17 protein-coding genes and 1 other RNA gene are annotated in these 15,469 nt (G+C 65.7%); 10 read left to right on the top strand and 8 right to left on the bottom strand.

All coding sequences use genetic code 11. From position 1 onward, the window contains the following. The first annotated feature begins 40 nt into the window (after positions 1-40). The 4 genes from nrdI to ACZY1G_RS20520 all read left to right on the top strand — a co-directional run bounded on the left by nrdI (position 41) and on the right by ACZY1G_RS20520 (position 2,912). Positions 41-487 (top strand): class Ib ribonucleoside-diphosphate reductase assembly flavoprotein NrdI, encoded by a 447-nt coding sequence (gene nrdI / locus ACZY1G_RS20505; protein ID WP_463817029.1) that lies wholly within the window; start codon positions 41-43, stop codon positions 485-487. After that, on the top strand, positions 454-2,625 hold the full coding sequence (gene nrdE, locus ACZY1G_RS20510; protein WP_463817027.1) for a class 1b ribonucleoside-diphosphate reductase subunit alpha: 2,172 nt from the start codon (positions 454-456) through the stop codon (positions 2,623-2,625). The genes nrdI and nrdE overlap by 34 nt, the downstream gene beginning before the upstream one ends. Positions 2,626-2,646: 21 nt before the next feature. Further along, positions 2,647-2,715, top strand: an RNA gene (locus tag ACZY1G_RS20515) — hammerhead ribozyme type II. Between the two features lie 20 nt (positions 2,716-2,735). Continuing rightward, positions 2,736-2,912: a hypothetical protein gene (locus ACZY1G_RS20520; protein ID WP_463817026.1), complete on the top strand. Its 177-nt coding sequence runs from the start codon at positions 2,736-2,738 to the stop codon at positions 2,910-2,912. 94 nt (positions 2,913-3,006) lie between these two features. On the opposite strand, the gene ACZY1G_RS20525 is transcribed toward ACZY1G_RS20520, so the two are convergent. Continuing rightward, a complete protein-coding gene (locus ACZY1G_RS20525; protein ID WP_463823487.1) occupies positions 3,007-3,393 on the bottom strand; it encodes a DUF5997 family protein in 387 nt (128 codons plus the stop codon). Between the two features lie 29 nt (positions 3,394-3,422). On the opposite strand from ACZY1G_RS20525, the gene ACZY1G_RS20530 reads away from it, so the two are divergent. Then, positions 3,423-4,142, top strand: a complete 720-nt coding sequence (locus tag ACZY1G_RS20530; protein ID WP_463823488.1) for a LysR family transcriptional regulator substrate-binding protein — start codon at positions 3,423-3,425, stop codon at positions 4,140-4,142. 10 nt (positions 4,143-4,152) lie between these two features. On the opposite strand, the gene ACZY1G_RS20535 is transcribed toward ACZY1G_RS20530, so the two are convergent. Then, positions 4,153-4,569 (bottom strand): VOC family protein, encoded by a 417-nt coding sequence (locus ACZY1G_RS20535; protein WP_463817022.1) that lies wholly within the window; start codon positions 4,567-4,569, stop codon positions 4,153-4,155. A 96-nt stretch (positions 4,570-4,665) separates the two neighbouring features. Then, the gene (locus ACZY1G_RS20540) at positions 4,666-5,847 is read right to left on the bottom strand and encodes a geranylgeranyl reductase family protein (RefSeq protein ID WP_463817021.1); all 1,182 of its coding nucleotides are present in this window, start codon (positions 5,845-5,847) and stop codon (positions 4,666-4,668) included. Positions 5,848-5,998: 151 nt separating this feature from the next. Here ACZY1G_RS20540 and ACZY1G_RS20545 point away from each other — a divergent pair, with 151 nt between their 5' ends. The 4 genes from ACZY1G_RS20545 to ACZY1G_RS20560 all read left to right on the top strand — a co-directional run bounded on the left by ACZY1G_RS20545 (position 5,999) and on the right by ACZY1G_RS20560 (position 9,022). Beyond that, complete coding sequence (locus tag ACZY1G_RS20545) at positions 5,999-6,736, top strand: TetR/AcrR family transcriptional regulator (protein ID WP_463817020.1); 738 nt, start codon at positions 5,999-6,001, stop codon at positions 6,734-6,736. A 120-nt stretch (positions 6,737-6,856) separates the two neighbouring features. Next, positions 6,857-7,579 carry an Atu4866 domain-containing protein gene (locus ACZY1G_RS20550; RefSeq protein ID WP_463823489.1) on the top strand — a complete coding sequence of 241 codons (723 nt, stop codon included), beginning with the start codon at positions 6,857-6,859 and terminating at the stop codon, positions 7,577-7,579. A gap of 152 nt (positions 7,580-7,731) precedes the next feature. Then, positions 7,732-8,694 carry a class 1b ribonucleoside-diphosphate reductase subunit beta gene (gene nrdF, locus ACZY1G_RS20555; RefSeq protein ID WP_463823646.1) on the top strand — a complete coding sequence of 321 codons (963 nt, stop codon included), beginning with the start codon at positions 7,732-7,734 and terminating at the stop codon, positions 8,692-8,694. Position 8,695: 1 nt separating this feature from the next. Then, positions 8,696-9,022 carry a hypothetical protein gene (locus tag ACZY1G_RS20560; RefSeq protein ID WP_463823490.1) on the top strand — a complete coding sequence of 109 codons (327 nt, stop codon included), beginning with the start codon at positions 8,696-8,698 and terminating at the stop codon, positions 9,020-9,022. A 3-nt stretch (positions 9,023-9,025) separates the two neighbouring features. On the opposite strand, the gene ACZY1G_RS20565 is transcribed toward ACZY1G_RS20560, so the two are convergent. After that, entirely contained in the window at positions 9,026-10,540 is a 1,515-nt protein-coding gene (locus ACZY1G_RS20565; protein WP_463823491.1) for a GAF domain-containing sensor histidine kinase, read from the bottom strand. Between the two features lie 72 nt (positions 10,541-10,612). Between ACZY1G_RS20565 and ACZY1G_RS20570 the strand changes: the two genes are divergently transcribed. Then, on the top strand, positions 10,613-10,993 hold the full coding sequence (locus tag ACZY1G_RS20570; RefSeq protein WP_463817016.1) for a response regulator: 381 nt from the start codon (positions 10,613-10,615) through the stop codon (positions 10,991-10,993). Here the strand turns inward: ACZY1G_RS20570 and ACZY1G_RS20575 are convergent. The 4 genes from ACZY1G_RS20575 to ACZY1G_RS20590 form a co-directional block, all read right to left on the bottom strand. Continuing rightward, positions 10,975-11,628 (bottom strand): response regulator transcription factor, encoded by a 654-nt coding sequence (locus tag ACZY1G_RS20575; RefSeq protein ID WP_463823492.1) that lies wholly within the window; start codon positions 11,626-11,628, stop codon positions 10,975-10,977. The genes ACZY1G_RS20570 and ACZY1G_RS20575 overlap by 19 nt on opposite strands. Before the next feature lie 40 nt (positions 11,629-11,668). Beyond that, entirely contained in the window at positions 11,669-13,264 is a 1,596-nt protein-coding gene (locus ACZY1G_RS20580; RefSeq protein WP_463823493.1) for an APC family permease, read from the bottom strand. A gap of 202 nt (positions 13,265-13,466) precedes the next feature. Beyond that, positions 13,467-14,513 carry an NAD(P)-dependent alcohol dehydrogenase gene (locus ACZY1G_RS20585; RefSeq protein ID WP_463817211.1) on the bottom strand — a complete coding sequence of 349 codons (1,047 nt, stop codon included), beginning with the start codon at positions 14,511-14,513 and terminating at the stop codon, positions 13,467-13,469. Positions 14,514-14,643: 130 nt separating this feature from the next. Then, entirely contained in the window at positions 14,644-15,309 is a 666-nt protein-coding gene (locus ACZY1G_RS20590) for a TetR/AcrR family transcriptional regulator (protein WP_463817013.1), read from the bottom strand. Between the last annotated feature and the right edge of the window lie 160 nt (positions 15,310-15,469).

Consider the following 15,469-nt stretch of genomic DNA (forward strand, 5'->3'; position numbering starts at 1 on the left):
GACAGGACCGTCCGACGCATCGACCGAGAGGAGCAGGGGAGTGAGCAACCTCGTCTACTTCTCCAGCGTGTCGGAGAACACGCATCGGTTCGTGCAGAAGCTCGAACTGCCCGCTATACGGATTCCCCTCAAGGAGCGGATCCAGGTAGACGAGCCGTACGTGCTCGTCCTACCCACCTATGGCGGCGGGCACGCCAACGGCCCCGATCCCGATCGCGGGGGATACGTCCCCAAGCAGGTGATCGCATTCCTCAACGATGAACACAACCGGTCGTTGATCCGCGGTGTCATCTCCGCGGGCAACACCAATTTCGGCGCCGAATTCGGCTACGCCGGGGTGGTCGTCTCACGCAAGTGCGGCGTCCCCTTTCTCTACAGGTTCGAACTCATGGGAACGACGGACGATGTGTTCGCCGTCCGCGCAGGATTACAAGACTTCTGGAAGGACCAGACGTGCCACCAACCGTCACAGCTGCAGAACCTGTAACCACCACCGGCGTGCACGCGCTTCCGGGCGAGATGGATTACCACGCCCTGAACGCGATGCTGAACCTGTACGACGCCGACGGCAAGATCCAGTTCGACAAGGACGTCCAGGCGGCGCGGGAGTACTTCCTGCAGCACGTGAACCAGAACACCGTCTTCTTCCACAATCAGGACGAGAAGCTCGACTACCTGGTGCAGAAGGAGTACTACGAGCGTGAGGTGCTCGACCAGTACTCGCGCAACTTCGTCAAGACGCTGTTGGATCGTGCGTACGCCAAGAAGTTCCGGTTCCCGACGTTCCTGGGCGCGTTCAAGTACTACACCTCCTACACGCTGAAGACCTTCGACGGAAAGCGCTACCTCGAGCGCTTCGAAGATCGTGTGGTGATGGTGGCGCTGACGCTGGCTTCCGGCGACACCACGCTGGCCGAGAAGCTGGTCGACGAGATCATGGACGGCCGCTTCCAGCCGGCGACGCCGACGTTCCTCAACTCGGGCAAGAAGCAGCGCGGCGAGCCGGTGAGCTGCTTCCTGCTGCGCATCGAGGACAACATGGAGTCGATCGGTCGCTCCATCAACTCGGCACTGCAGCTGTCCAAGCGCGGTGGCGGAGTCGCGTTGCTGCTGAGCAACATTCGTGAGCACGGCGCGCCGATCAAGAACATCGAGAACCAGAGCTCGGGCGTCATCCCGATCATGAAGCTGCTCGAGGACTCGTTCTCCTACGCCAACCAGCTGGGCGCCCGCCAGGGCGCCGGTGCGGTGTACCTGCACGCGCACCACCCCGACATCTACCGGTTCCTCGACACCAAGCGCGAGAACGCCGACGAGAAGATCCGCATCAAGACGCTCTCGCTGGGCGTGGTGATCCCGGACATCACCTTCGAGTTGGCGAAGAAGAACGAGGACATGTACCTCTTCTCGCCCTATGACGTGGAGAAGGTCTACGGCAAGGCGTTCGCTGACATCTCGGTGACCGAGAAGTACTACGAGATGGTCGACGACGCGCGGATTCGCAAGACCAAGATCAAGGCGCGCGAGTTCTTCCAGACCCTGGCGGAGCTGCAGTTCGAGTCCGGCTACCCGTACATCATGTACGAGGACACGGTGAACCGCGCCAACCCGATCGACGGCAAGATCACCCACAGCAACCTGTGCTCGGAGATCCTGCAGGTGTCCACGCCCTCGGAGTTCAACGACGACCTGTCCTATGCCAAGGTCGGCAAGGACATCTCCTGCAACCTCGGCTCGCTGAACATCGCGAAAGCCATGGATTCACCGGACTTCGCGCAGACCATCGAGGTGTCGATTCGCGCCTTGACCGCGGTGAGCGACCAGACCTCGATCACGTCGGTGCCGTCGATCGAGCAGGGCAACAACGAATCCCACGCCATCGGTCTGGGACAGATGAACCTGCACGGCTATCTGGCACGTGAGCGCATCATGTACGGCTCGGAAGAGGGTGTGGACTTCACCAACATCTACTTCTACACGGTGCTCTATCACGCGCTGCAGGCGTCGAATCGCATTGCGATCGAACGAGGTCGGGCCTTCGGCGGGTTCGAGCGCTCGAAGTACGCGTCGGGGGAGTTCTTCGACAAGTACACCGATCAGGTGTGGGAGCCGGCCACCGACAAGGTGCGGCAGATCTTCGCCGACGCCGGCATCCGGATTCCGACCCAGGAGGACTGGAAGCGACTCAAGGAGTCGGTGCAGAAGCACGGCATCTACAACCAGAACCTGCAGGCGGTTCCGCCGACCGGGTCGATCAGCTACATCAACCACTCGACCAGCTCGATCCACCCTGTGGCGAGCAAGATCGAGATCCGCAAGGAAGGCAAGATCGGTCGCGTCTACTACCCGGCGCCGTACCTGACCAACGACAACCTGGAGTACTACCAGGATGCCTACGAGATCGGGTACGAGAAGATCATCGACACCTACGCCGCGGCCACCCAGCACGTGGATCAGGGTCTGTCACTGACGTTGTTCTTCAAGGACACCGCGACCACGCGCGACGTGAACAAGGCGCAGATCTACGCCTGGCGCAAGGGAATCAAGACGCTGTACTACATCCGGCTTCGCCAGATGGCGCTGGAAGGCACTGAGGTGGAGGGTTGCGTCAGCTGCATGTTGTGAGCTGAGCTACGACAACTGAATTGCCGAAACGCTGACTAAGGTCGGCGTCCCTGGGAGGTGGTGTTCTCAGGCTGATGATGGCAGCCATTGTGTTCATGACCGTCGGTCCCATGAGTTTTCTTGTGGGATTCGCAGTATCGGAAGTTATCGGGTACCTGTCGACGATCATCGCGAAGGAGGTCACGCGTATGGGAAATGCAGTAGTGAAATGCGTCGAAGAGCGCACGGGTGAAACCGGAAAAAGCCACCTCCCGGTCTTCAGGGATACCCTGCTGACGAGCCTGTGAGAGTCAGGCGAAAGGCCGACGGTTCGAGCGTGGGGGTTGTGCACGGCGAAAGCCACTTTCGCGTGCACAATGCCCACGCTCGAAAGGGTCGGGCCTACTTCTCGGAAGCCTGATCCGCGCGTGCGGCCTTCAGGCGACGCTCTTCGCGGACCACGTTCTGGTAGCTCTCGCGTTCGGCGACCAACCACTCCGGCTTATCGGCGAGCAGCGCGTCGATCTGCTCGGTGGTCAGCGCCTCGGTGACCCCTCCGCGGGCCAACCCCGCGATCGACACCCCCAGCTTCGCCGCCACCAGGTTCTTCGGATGCGGGCCGTTCTTGCGAAGATCCTGCAGCCACTGCGGAGGATCGGCCTGCAACCCAGCGAGCTCGTCGCGGGTGATGGCGTTGCTCTGGAACTCCTCGGGTGTCGCCGGCAGGTAGACGTCCAGCTTCTTCGCCGCGGTCGCGGGTTTCATCGACTGCGAATTCGGCCTGCTCATGACGCTCAGGGTATCGGTAGCCTGTGGCGATGGTCCCGCCGTCGCAGCCGTCGCTCACGGTCGGCTACGTCCCGGGCGGCACGCCCGCGAAATGGGCGCGCCACTGGACGCAGCGTCACCCGCAGGTTCGGCTGGAGCTCACCACGATTCCCGCGGCCGAGGCTGCTGAGGCCGTACGCGACGGTACCGTCGACGTCGCGGTCCTGCGCCTGCCCACCGACACCTCCGGGCTGGCGGTCATCCCGCTCTACGCCGAAACCACAGTCGCCGTCGTCGCGGCGGATCACCTGCTGAGCGCCGCCGACGAGATCACCGCCGCCGATCTCGTCGACGAGTCACGGCTCGTGCCCCTCGACGACGTCGTCGACTGGCCTGACGCACCCGGTACCCCGGCCGAGCATCGGCCCGAAAACACGCCAGCTGCAATCGAACTCGTCGCTGCAGGGGCCGGCGTGCTGATCGTCCCGCAGTCGCTGGCGCGCCTGCATCACCGGAAAGACATCACCTACCGGCCTATCGTGGACGCGCCTACCTGCGCTGTCGCGCTCGCCGTGCCGCAGGGTCCGCAATCAGCACTCGTCGACGACTTCATCGGTGTCGTCCGCGGCCGCAAGCCCGGCTCGTCCCGCGGTCAGACGGAACCGGCGCCCAAGCGCACCGCACGCGAGAAAACACTGGCCAAGCAGGCCGCCCGCGCCGCCGCGGGCAAGGTGGCCCGCAAACCCGGCCGAGCCCAGCGGGGCCGCTGACCGCGGAGCGTCAGAGCGTCAGCGTGCCGTCGTCGTTGATCGTCCACGCCGGGTTCAGCGCCACCTCCCACACGTGCCCGTCCGGGTCGGCGAAGTATCCCGAATACCCGCCCCAGAAGACCCTTTCAGCCGGCTTCAGCAGCGTGCCACCCGCGGCAACAGCCTGCTCCAGCACCGCGTCGACGTCGGCTTCGGAGCGCTGATTGATCGCGATCGTGATCCCGCTGAACCGTCCGTCCACGGGATGGTGAGCGTCCTCGGCCAGATCCGCGCGACCGAACAACGCCAACGCAATACCGGGCATTTGGTAGAACACCACGCCCTCGGGCGCGTCGTGGGGCAGCCAACCAAGACCGTCCTCGTAGAACCGGCGCGCCCGCGCGAGGTCGTCGACACCGAGCGTGATCAGGCTGATGCGTTGCTCCATAGGGCGACCGTAGCGCCGACCCCTGACACCACACCGCCGGGTGTGGACTGTCACTCCAACACCCGGCGGGGCGCCGACATTGCGGCGGGGTGGTCTCTAGAAGGTGTGCTGGGGGCCCTGGGCCTTCTTGTACAGCGACTTGAGCATCCGGTCGCGGAAGTGGGCGTTGTCGATCAGCTTGATACCGGTGTTGGCGACCGCCGGAATGCCCGCCAGCTTGTGGAAGTACCTGCCGCGCTTGTACTCCCGGCCCCACGCGGCTTCCATGCGCTGCCCGTAGTTCGTGAAATCGTCGGGCCCGCCGTTGGTCAGCGCGGCGATCGCGCACTCACCCGCGGCCAATCCGGACTCCAGTGCCTTCGAAATGCCCGCGCCCGATGCCGGTTTGCCTGCGCCCAGCGAGTCGCCCGTGAACAGCACACCTGGGCGCCACGCCGGCCAGGCGGTGAACCCCATGGGCAACCGCCAGGCGCGCACGCTCTTGTTCTTCTTCAGCTCCTCGATGGGCGGCAGATCCCACTCTCGGGGCAGTGTGCGCAGGAAGTCGCCCAGGAACTGGGTCGCGTTGATGGACTGCCAGTTCTTGTAGCTGTTGACGTAGCCCAGGCCGATGTTGAAGATGCCGTCGCCCATCGGGAAGACCCACCCGTAACCGGGCAGCTGGTCACCCTGGAACTGCAGCTTGAGGTAGATGTCGAGGCTGTCGGAGTCCGCGCGGTTGGCCGGCATCTCCGACCGGATCGCGATCGCCGAGTAGCCGTTGTACTCGGAGTCGATCTTCAGCGCGCGCTTGATGGGGGAGTAGGCGCCGTCGGCGGCGATCACCGCGTCGCCGTACACCTTCTCGCCGCCCTTGAGGACGACACCGATGACGCGTCCGTTGGCGTCGAGCTCCGGTCCTGCCACCTCCGCGCCCTGGCGCACTTCGGCACCCGCGGATTCGGCGTGCTTGAGCAGCGTCGTGTCGAGGTGCTCGCGGCTCACGGTGTGCCCGTGGTTGGGCATGCCGGGACGCGTCGGGAACGACAGTTCCCAGCGGCTGGGGCTGAAGACGGTCACCCGGTTGACGCGGTGATAGGTGGCCACCTCGTCGGCCAGCCCCATCTTCTGCAGGTAGCTCACGGCGCGCGCGGTCAGGCCGTCGCCGCAGGGTTTGGCCCGCGGGAACTGTGCCTTGTCGAGCACCACCACGTTCGCTCCGGTCTGGGCGGCCTGCCATGCGGCCGCCGATCCCGACGGCCCCCCACCTGCGATGACCAGGTCGTATCGCTGCGTCATATCTCTCGTCTCGTTGCGCGGCTGTCGCCCGAGATAGTACCGATTCGGAGGCGCGCTGCGCGGCACGGCCGTGATGATCTGTTGGTGACGCGCTTCCCGCGGCGCGCGGTCGGGGCAGGTCAGCCGCATCTGTACCGGGTAGAGTGTCCGCGTGCGACGAGGGCCGAGCAGGCGCGCAGCCGACGAGCCGGGCGTCAAGGTGGACGCCCGTAGCGAACGCTGGCGCGAACACCGCAAGAAGGTGCGGTCCGAGATCGTCGACGCGGCATTCCGGGCGATCGACCAGCAGGGCCCCGATGTCTCACTGCGGGAGATCGCCGAAGAGGCGGGCACGGCCAAACCCAAGATCTACCGGCACTTCACCGACAAATCGGACCTTTTCCAGGCGATCGGCCAGCGCATGCGGGACATGTTGTGGTCGGCCATCTTCCCGTCCATCGACGTCTCGACCGATCCGGCGCACACGATCATCCGTCGCGCCGTCGAGCAATACGTCCGGCTGGTCGACGACCACCCGAACGTGATCCGGTTCCTGATGCAGGGCCGGTTCGCCGAAAGCGAGTCGACGATCCGTGCGGTGAACGAGGGCCGTGACATCACGCTGGCGATGGCCGACATGTTCAGCCACGAACTTCAGGACATGGAGCTCGACGGCGCGGCGTTCGAGCTGGCCGCGTTCGCGACCTTCGGGGCTGCGGCCTCTGCGACCGACTGGTGGCTCGGCACTGCGCGGGACATGCCGCGGCGGCTGCCGGCCGAGAAGTTCGTCGATTACCTGACCACGATCATGCTGGGCTCGATCAACGGGACCTGTGAGGTGCTCGGCATCCGCATCGACCCGGACCTGCCGCTGCACGAGGGCGTCACCCGGCGCGAACAGGTCGCCTGAGCCCGTCCCCGTCGTCGCGTCCCTGGGAGAACTGCACCCTGCCGGCACGTCCAGCGCGTTCCTAGGTTCGATGTCATGGTCACGAAGACATCGGGAGAGAATCAGCGCTGGGGCGCGAGAATGAGATCGTCTGTGATCGGCGCGGCAGCGGCCGTGGCCGTCGGCTGCAGTAGCACCGGCACCGCCGATGCCGCCGAGGTTGAGGGGCGCAACGCCCAGGTGGTGCGCGACGCCCTCGCGCTTGGCGTCGGAAGGGCGGACACCTTCTACTCGATCCTCGCCGACGACGTCCACTGGACGGTGGCGCGGGCCGTCCGGCCCTCGACCTACACGAGTCGAATCGACTTCCTTCGGGACGGTGCCGGGCCCATCGTGTCTCGCCTCGCCGGAGAGATCCGGGCCGACGTGCGCGAGCTCCACACCGATGGCGACACCGTCGTGGCCCTGTGGCGGGGCACGGCGACCGCCCGCGACGGCCGGCCGTACGTCAACGACTACGCCTGGGTGATGACGCTGCACGACGAGCGGGTGATTCGCGTGACGGCCTACCTCGACCTGGTGGCACTCGATGAACTCCTGACCCGCGTACCGGCCGCACCCGCCGCCGACCACCCATACGTGGGCATGTGGGTGACCGCCGACGGGGAGATCCGGCAGGAATTGCTGCCCGACGGCCGCTACGACGAGGCTCGCGGGGACCGGCAGAGCGCGTACACCGGGCGGTACGAGGTGACGGGCAATCGCATCGAGTACTGGGACGACACCGGATTCACCGCGTCCGGAACGTTCGTCACCGGCGACGAACTGCACCACGGCGGGATGGTCTTCTACCGGCGAAGGTAGCGAAAACAGTGACGATCAGCGACACGCCCGAACACAACATCTCGTAGAGCATGGCGATGTCGCCCCCCAGTTGTAGTGTTGGCAGCGGTGCGGGGGATCCCGCGACGACAGCGTAAACAGCCAGGTGAAATGGGGTTCTCGTGAGTGATGGCATCAAGCTGATCGACCGTGTTTCTGCGATCAACTGGAACCGCCTACAGGACGAGAAAGACGCCGAGGTCTGGGAGCGCCTGACCGGCAATTTCTGGCTGCCGGAGAAGGTGCCGGTGTCCAACGACATCCCGTCGTGGAACACGCTCACCGCCCACGAGAAGCAACTGACGATGCGGGTGTTCACCGGACTGACCCTGCTCGACACGATCCAGGGCACCGTCGGCGCGGTCAGCTTGATCCCCGATGCGCTCACGCCGCACGAGGAAGCGGTGTACACCAACATCGCGTTCATGGAGTCGGTGCATGCTCGCAGCTACAGCAACATCTTCTCGACGCTGTGCTCGACCGCCGACATCGACGATGCGTTCCGCTGGTCGGAGGAGAACCCCAACCTGCAGCGCAAGGCGGAGATCGTCATGCGCTACTACAAGGGTGACGAGCCGCTCAAGCGCAAGGTCGCATCCACTCTGCTCGAGAGCTTCCTGTTCTATTCCGGCTTCTACCTGCCGATGTACTGGAGCAGCCGGGCCAAGCTCACCAACACCGCCGACATGATCCGGCTCATCATCCGTGACGAGGCCGTGCACGGGTACTACATCGGATACAAGTTCCAGCGCGGTCTGGCGTTGACGGACGAGAGCACCCGCCAGGAGCTCAAGGACTACACCTACGAACTGCTGTTCGAGCTCTACGACAACGAGGTCGAATACACCCAGGATCTCTACGACGAGGTCGGCCTGACCGAGGACGTGAAGAAGTTCCTGCGCTACAACGCCAACAAGGCGCTGATGAACCTCGGCTACGAGGCGCTGTTCCCGCGGGACGAGACCGACGTCAATCCGGCGATCCTGTCCGCGCTGAGCCCCAACGCCGACGAGAACCACGACTTCTTCTCCGGCTCCGGGTCCAGCTACGTCATCGGCAAGGCTGTCAACACCGAAGACGAGGACTGGGACTTCTGACATGACCGAGCCGGCGAGCGGAGCCCTGGAGGAGGAGCCGGTCGACGCGCCGAAGCGTTCGACGTGGCGGGCTCTGCTCGACGCGCTGAGTCCGAAGACTGTCTGGTCGATGTCCGACGGCTACCCGGTCGTGCTGAAACAGTTCATCCAGTTCTGCCTGATCATCGTCTACCCCGGCTGGGTGCTCGGGATCCTGGGGTGTCTGGCGGTGTACGGCTTGTTCTACGTCACCGTGTATCCCGTTCTCTGGGTGCTGTTCTGGCCGATGCGGGTGTGGATGAAGAAGAACCGCCCCGAGGAATACGCCGAGAGTCAGCGCAAGAAGTAGTCGCTAGGACGCCGCGTGCTCGGCGACCGGAATGGTCGCGGTGATGTGGGTGCCCGCGCCGGGCCGACTCGTGACGGTGAGCGAGCCGGAGAGGGCCTCCACCCTGTCTCGCAGACCCATCAGACCCGAGCCCGCGCCCGACTCTGCGCCACCGACGCCGTCGTCGCTCACCGACAGGTGCAGCGTCTCGTCCGCCAGCCTGGCATCGATGGTGACCACCTCCGCTTGGGCATGCTTGGCGGCGTTGGTGAGCGCTTCTGCCGCAAGGTAATACGCCGCGACCTCCACTGATTCGGGCAAACGGCGGTCCACGTCGATCGTCACCTCGACAGGCACGGTCGAGCGGCGCGCCAGCGCCTTCAGTGCGGCAGGCAGCCCTCCCTTGGACAGCACAGCGGGATGCATCCCTCGGGAGAGCTCCTGCAAGTCCGAGTACAGATCCGCCAGTCCCGCGACCGCGGCCGACAGCTGATCGCGCACATCTTCGGCGCCGGCGGCTGCCTCGGCGGCTCGCAGCTGCAAGCTCAACGAGACGATCCGCTGCTGCGCTCCGTCGTGGAGGTCGCGTTCGAAGCCCCGGCGCGCTTCGTCGGCGGCCGCGACGAGGCGCGCCCGCGACGCGGTCAGCTGTGCGCGGGTTTCCGCGTTGGCGATCGCCGTGGCGAGCAGATCGGCGAAGTCCCCGATATGGGCGTCGAGGTCGGCGGCGATCTCTTCGGAGTCGAGGCACCCCACCAACAACGCGCCACGCACGACGCCGCCGACGATCACGGGCACGCCGGTGGCCGAACGCACACCCAGGACACGCAACCTCGTCGCGATCGGGCCCGTTGCCTCGTCGTAGTCCTCGATCCGGGCCGGCGCGCCCCGCTGGCGAATTCTCGTGCTGACGCTGTCCCCGGAGAGGGAGAGCCGCTCACCAGGAGCCAGGCTCCGCTTCCCGGGCCGGTCGCATGCGGCGAGCACCACGGCGATGTCGTCGGGTTCGAAGCGCAGCAGCGTGACCTGATCGACGCCCAGACTGCGCGCCAGCTCCTCGACCGCGACTCCGAAGACCTCGGTGGGAGCCGCGCCGCGCGCGACCAGGGTGGCGACGCGACGCAGCGCGGCCTGCTGCGCGGCCAGCCTGTCGGCCTGCCGCCGGCGTTGCTCGGCCTCGGCCGCGCGGACCCGCGCCTGGCCCACCAGGGCATTGGTCAGCAGCGCCAGCGTCAGGAAGACCGCCACCGCGGGGGCGAGGCTGTCGCGGCCCTCGAGATGGAGATAGGCATACACCGCCGCGCTTGCGAACGACGTCGCGACGGCGAGGCCGAAACCCCACCCGGCGGACACGACCAGCACACCCAGCAGCAGCAACGCCCCGAAGGCGTTCATGGGCGCAACCCGTTTCAGCGCGACGACGGCGAGCACCTCAGCAACCAGGAAAACGCAGGCCACCACGATGCCCACGCCGAGCGGGCGGGCGGTGGGTCGCACGACCACCGACAGCAGCGTGGTCGCAAACGAACGCCAGGTCACCCGCCGATGGTAAGGGCAGAGATTCCCGTTAACAGGAATGCCAACAGGGGATCCCCCGGGCAGACTCGAAGAATGACCGGTGTGCGCTGCTTGATCGTCGACGACAGCTCGTCGTTCCGCGACGCCGCGCGCGCCATGCTGGAGCGCGCGGACTTCGTCGTGGTCGGAACGGCCGCTGATGCGAGCGAAGCGGTGCAGCAGGCGCACGCGCTACACCCCGACGTCGCGCTGGTCGACGTGGATCTGGGCGCCGACAGCGGGTTCGACGTGGCCGAGCGCCTGGCCGGCACCGCGGTCATCCTGACCTCGACCCACGACGAGCAGGATTTCGCCGATCTGATCGACGCCAGCCGCGCGCTCGGGTTCCTGCCCAAGCTGGCACTGTCGCCGTCTGCGGTGATGACGATGCTGGGTCGCGTGCCCTCCAAGACGGCTCAGCGCGACTCCAGGTAGAGGATCACCGCGCGCACGCGGCGGTGATCGTCACCGGTCTCGGGCAGATCGAGCTTGGTCAGGATGCTGCGCACATGCTTTTCCACCGTGCCCTCGGTGACCCACAGGCGACGTCCGATACCACCGTTGGACAGGCCCTCGGCCATCAGCGTGAGGACTTCGCGTTCCCGCGCACTGAGCGCAGCCAGGGGATCGTTGCGCTTGCGTGCACCGATCAGCTCGGCCACCAGTGCGGGGTCGACCACCGACGCGCCGTTGGCCACGCGTTGCACCGTGTCGATGAAGTCGTCGACGTCGGTGACGCGGGTTTTGAGCAGGTAGCCGATCGCGTGGCCGCCGGCGAGCAATTCCATGGCGTGTTCGACATCGACGTGTGCCGAGAGCACGACGATGCCGATGTCGGGCGACTCCTCGCGGATCACCCGGGCCGCGTCGAGGCCCTCCGTCGTGTGGGTCGGCGGCATCCGGATGTCGACGAGCACCAGATCGGGCTTCTCGGTGCGGACCAGATCGAGGAGCGCCGACGCGTCGCCGGCCTGGCCGAGGACCTCGAGGCCCGAGCGTTGGAGCAGACTGGCCAGCCCCTCCCGCAACAGCACGTCGTCGTCGGCGACGACGACCCGAAGAGCGCCCATGGTCTGACATTCTGACATCGACGCGTCGCCCCGGGCGTTCCTAGCTGCGTTCGTGGGCGTCTTCCATCACGGTGCGCCCGATCTCGGCGTAGGTGCCCGGTCGCGCGCTGCGCAACCACAGCGCGTAGGCGATGCCGATCACGAACACCGCCAGGATCAGATAGGGGGCACTCTTGAAGACCAGTGAGTTGGCGGCGTACCCGGCCGCGAACGCCCGGTTGTCCCACAGCAGCCACACCACGTACGCCATCGCCACGCCGCCGAGCAGGGGGCACAGCAGGGTGGTGATCACGTTGCCGGAGTGGACTTTTCGCACCCAGAAGTACCAGATGACCGCTATCGAGCAGATGGCCTGCACCAGCAGGATCGCTGCCGTGCCGATCAACGCGAGGATGCCGTAGATGTTGGTGTAGGGCACCAGGCTCGGCGTATCGACGGGTACTCCGCTGGCATCGGGTACCTGTACGGCGGTGAAGACCGCGAACAGCACCACGATGACGAGGGTGATCACGGCCTGCACTGCTGAAGAGATATAGGGCGAGCCGTGCTTGGGGTGTGCAGCGCCGAGCGTCGACTTGACCGCTCTGACCGGGATCTCTCGGCCGAGGGCGAACAGGTAGCGCGACGCCGCGTTGTGGAAAGCCAGCGCACATGCGAACGAGCCGATCACCAGCAGGATTTTGTAGACATCGAGCAGGACACCGCCGAGGTTGGCCTGCACCAGGTTGAAGAACAGGTCGAGTGGCGAGGAGCTGATCGATGCCTCGACCGAGGTCTTCGCGCCGTTGCCGGCCAGCACCATGGAGGAGATGAACGTGTAGAACAGGCCCAGGCCGATCACCGCGATCAGTGTGGCGCGCGGGATGATTTTCTTCGGGTTGCGCGACTCCTCGCCGTAGACGGCGGTGGTCTCGAAGCCGACCCAGGACCAGAATGCGAAGAACAAGCCGATGGCCATCGAGCCGGCGGCCGCGGCGGTGCCGAATGCGCCTTCGGGCAGGCTCTCGAACGCGTTGTTGAGAAGCACGGTCTGATCCAGCATGAAGCCGTCGGGCCCGCCGCCCTTGGCGATCACTGTGAACGCCAACGCGAGCAGGATCAGGACCTCGGAGATCAGCGTGACACCGAGGATGGCCGCGGTCAGGCTGATGTGGAAGTGGCAGAGCACCCCGATGACCACGATCGCAGCGATCGCGAAGACGAGCCACGGAATATCAACTCCGGCAATGGTATTGACGGCGTCATTCGCGAAGTAGGCGCAGCCACCGATCAGGGACCCCTCGAACACCACGTAAGCGAAGGTGGCCAGGAATCCACTGGCCATGCCCCACACCTGCCCGAGGCCGTGCGAGATGAAGCCGTAGAACGCGCCGGTGGTGGTGATGTGTTTGGCCATCGCCACATATCCGAGTGCGAACAACGTCAGGGCGATCGTGGCGAACAGGAACCCCGCCGGTGCGCCGAGGCCGTTGCCGAATCCGACGGCGATCGGCACGTTTCCGGTCATCGCCGTGATCGGCGCGGCGTTGGCGACCGCCATGAAGATCACCGCGACCATGCCGATCGCGCCTTTCTTCAGTCCAGCGGGTGCAGCGGTGGCTGCTTGCGCGGATTCGGCTGCGGATTCGGTGGCCATCGCGTCTCCTGAGGGGTAGAACCAGTGCGAGAAAGGCCCGCACGCAGACGGACCGGACAGAGCGTCGCACTGTATAGACCACGCGACAACCGGAGAAATGCAGTGTTAACACGGCGTCCAGGAAGCTCACAGGTCGGCGATGGTGACCACACAGAACGGCCGCTCGCCGAGGAGTACCTCGACGAGCGGCCGGACTCGAGAACTACCTCAGGGTCGAGGTGTCGATCACGAACCGGTAGCGCACATCGCTGGCCAGGACGCGCTCGTAGGCCTCGTTGACGTACTCGGGGTCGATGACCTCGATCTCCGGCGTGACGTCGTGTTCGGCGCAGAAGTCGAGCATCTCCTGGGTCTCTGGGATGCCGCCGATCATGGAGCCGGCGAGGCTGCGGCGCATGCCGGCGAGCGGGAAGGGAGGCACCTCCATCGCGTGCTCCGGCATACCGAGTTCGACGAGGGTGCCGTCACGCTTGAGCAGGCTCAGATACGCGCCCAGGTCGAGATTCGCCGACACAGTGTTGAGGATCAGGTCGAACTGGCCGGCCAGCTTGCCGAAGGTGTCGGTGTCGCTCGTGGCGTAGTACTCGTCGGCGCCGAGGCGAAGACCGTCTTCCATCTTCTTCAGTGACTGGCTGAGCACGACGACGTGCGCGCCCATCGCCTTGGCGAGCTTGACGCCCATGTGGCCCAGGCCGCCCAGTCCGATGACCGCGACGTTCTTGCCGGGCCCGGCGCCCCAGTGGCGCAGCGGGGAGTAGAGCGTGATGCCCGCGCAGAGCAGGGGTGCTGCCTTGTCCAGCGGGATGGAGTCCGGGATGCGCAGGACATAGCTCTCGTCGACGACGATCGCGCCGCTGTAGCCGCCCTGGGTGGGCTCACCGTCGCGGCCGACGGCGTTGTAGGTGCCGACCATGCCGGTGCCGGTGCAGTACTGCTGGAGGCCGTCCTTGCAGTTCTCGCACTCGCGACAGGAGTCGACGAAGCAGCCGACGCCGACGTGGTCGCCGACCTTGTACGTGGTGACCTCGGAGCCGACCTCGGTCACCACGCCGGCGATCTCGTGGCCCGGGACCACCGGGTAATTCGGCTTGCCCCACTCGCCCTTGACCGTGTGGATGTCGGAGTGGCAGATGCCGGCGAAGTGGATGTCGAAGGCGACATCGTGCGGTCCGACCTCGCGGCGGGTGATCGTGGTCTTGGTGAGCGGCTCGGTGGCCGATGTTGCTGCATACGCGGAAACGGTGGTCAAAGTCTCGTCCTCTTGTCGTGTTGTCATCGTGTCGTCTTCACTGCGCGAACCGGCCCGTCCCGCGGGCCGAGCAGTTCAACATCGAGCATGCCCCGTATTCATCCATGCGCATACCAGCGCGTGAGAATCGTCACGGGCCGGCGGCGGTCAGCGCCTCTCGGGTGCGGGCGTGCAGGGCGGTCGGGTCGGCAATGCCCAGGACCCTCAGACACGCATCGGCGACATGGCCGGGCAGCCGTTGGCGCGCCACCCCCTCGGGGGTGGACCACATGTTCACCAGGGATTCGACCAGGCGAAACGGGAGGTCGGCCGCCGCCGGATCGACCCCCGTGTCTTCCAGGATGGCGGAGCTCAGCTCCAGGTAGTGCCGGCGCAGCCGCTCGCGTTCGGAGTAGAAGGGTTCCAGTCGGGCGTCGCGGAGTTCGGGAAGCAGATAGAGGGCGCCGAGATTCCACCGGCCGCTGAGCAGCTGTCTGCCGTCGAAGACGGCCAGCGCGTGTAGTTGCTGGGCCTGACTCATCGCCGGGTCGGCCTCACGCAGGACAGGGATGATCGACAGGGTGGGGGAGACGGTCTGGCTCAGCAGGGCGCACAGGATGTCGTCTTTTGTCTTGAAGTAGTGGTACAGCGACGCCTGCCGGATGCCGACGGATTCGGCGATGTGGCGCGTCGAGGTCCCGGCATAGCCCTGCGTGGTGAACAGTTCCCCTGCGGCGTCGAGGATTTCATCGCGAGCGGTGACACCGGGACGGCGCTGGGCCTGCAGCCGGGGTCGTCCGGCGCGGGTCAGCGGCATGGCTTCATCGTGGCCCATGATCGGACCGATTAGGTGCCTCCGCTCATATCTGTCACGCGATAGAAACACGGGACATCAATCGGTTACCTCGGCCGTCAATTGGTTACGCCAGCGACACCCACGGGGCGTCCAGTCCGAGAAAACTGTCGATCGACAGGCG

This window comes from Mycobacterium sp. IDUB_5 (genome assembly GCF_055419565.1).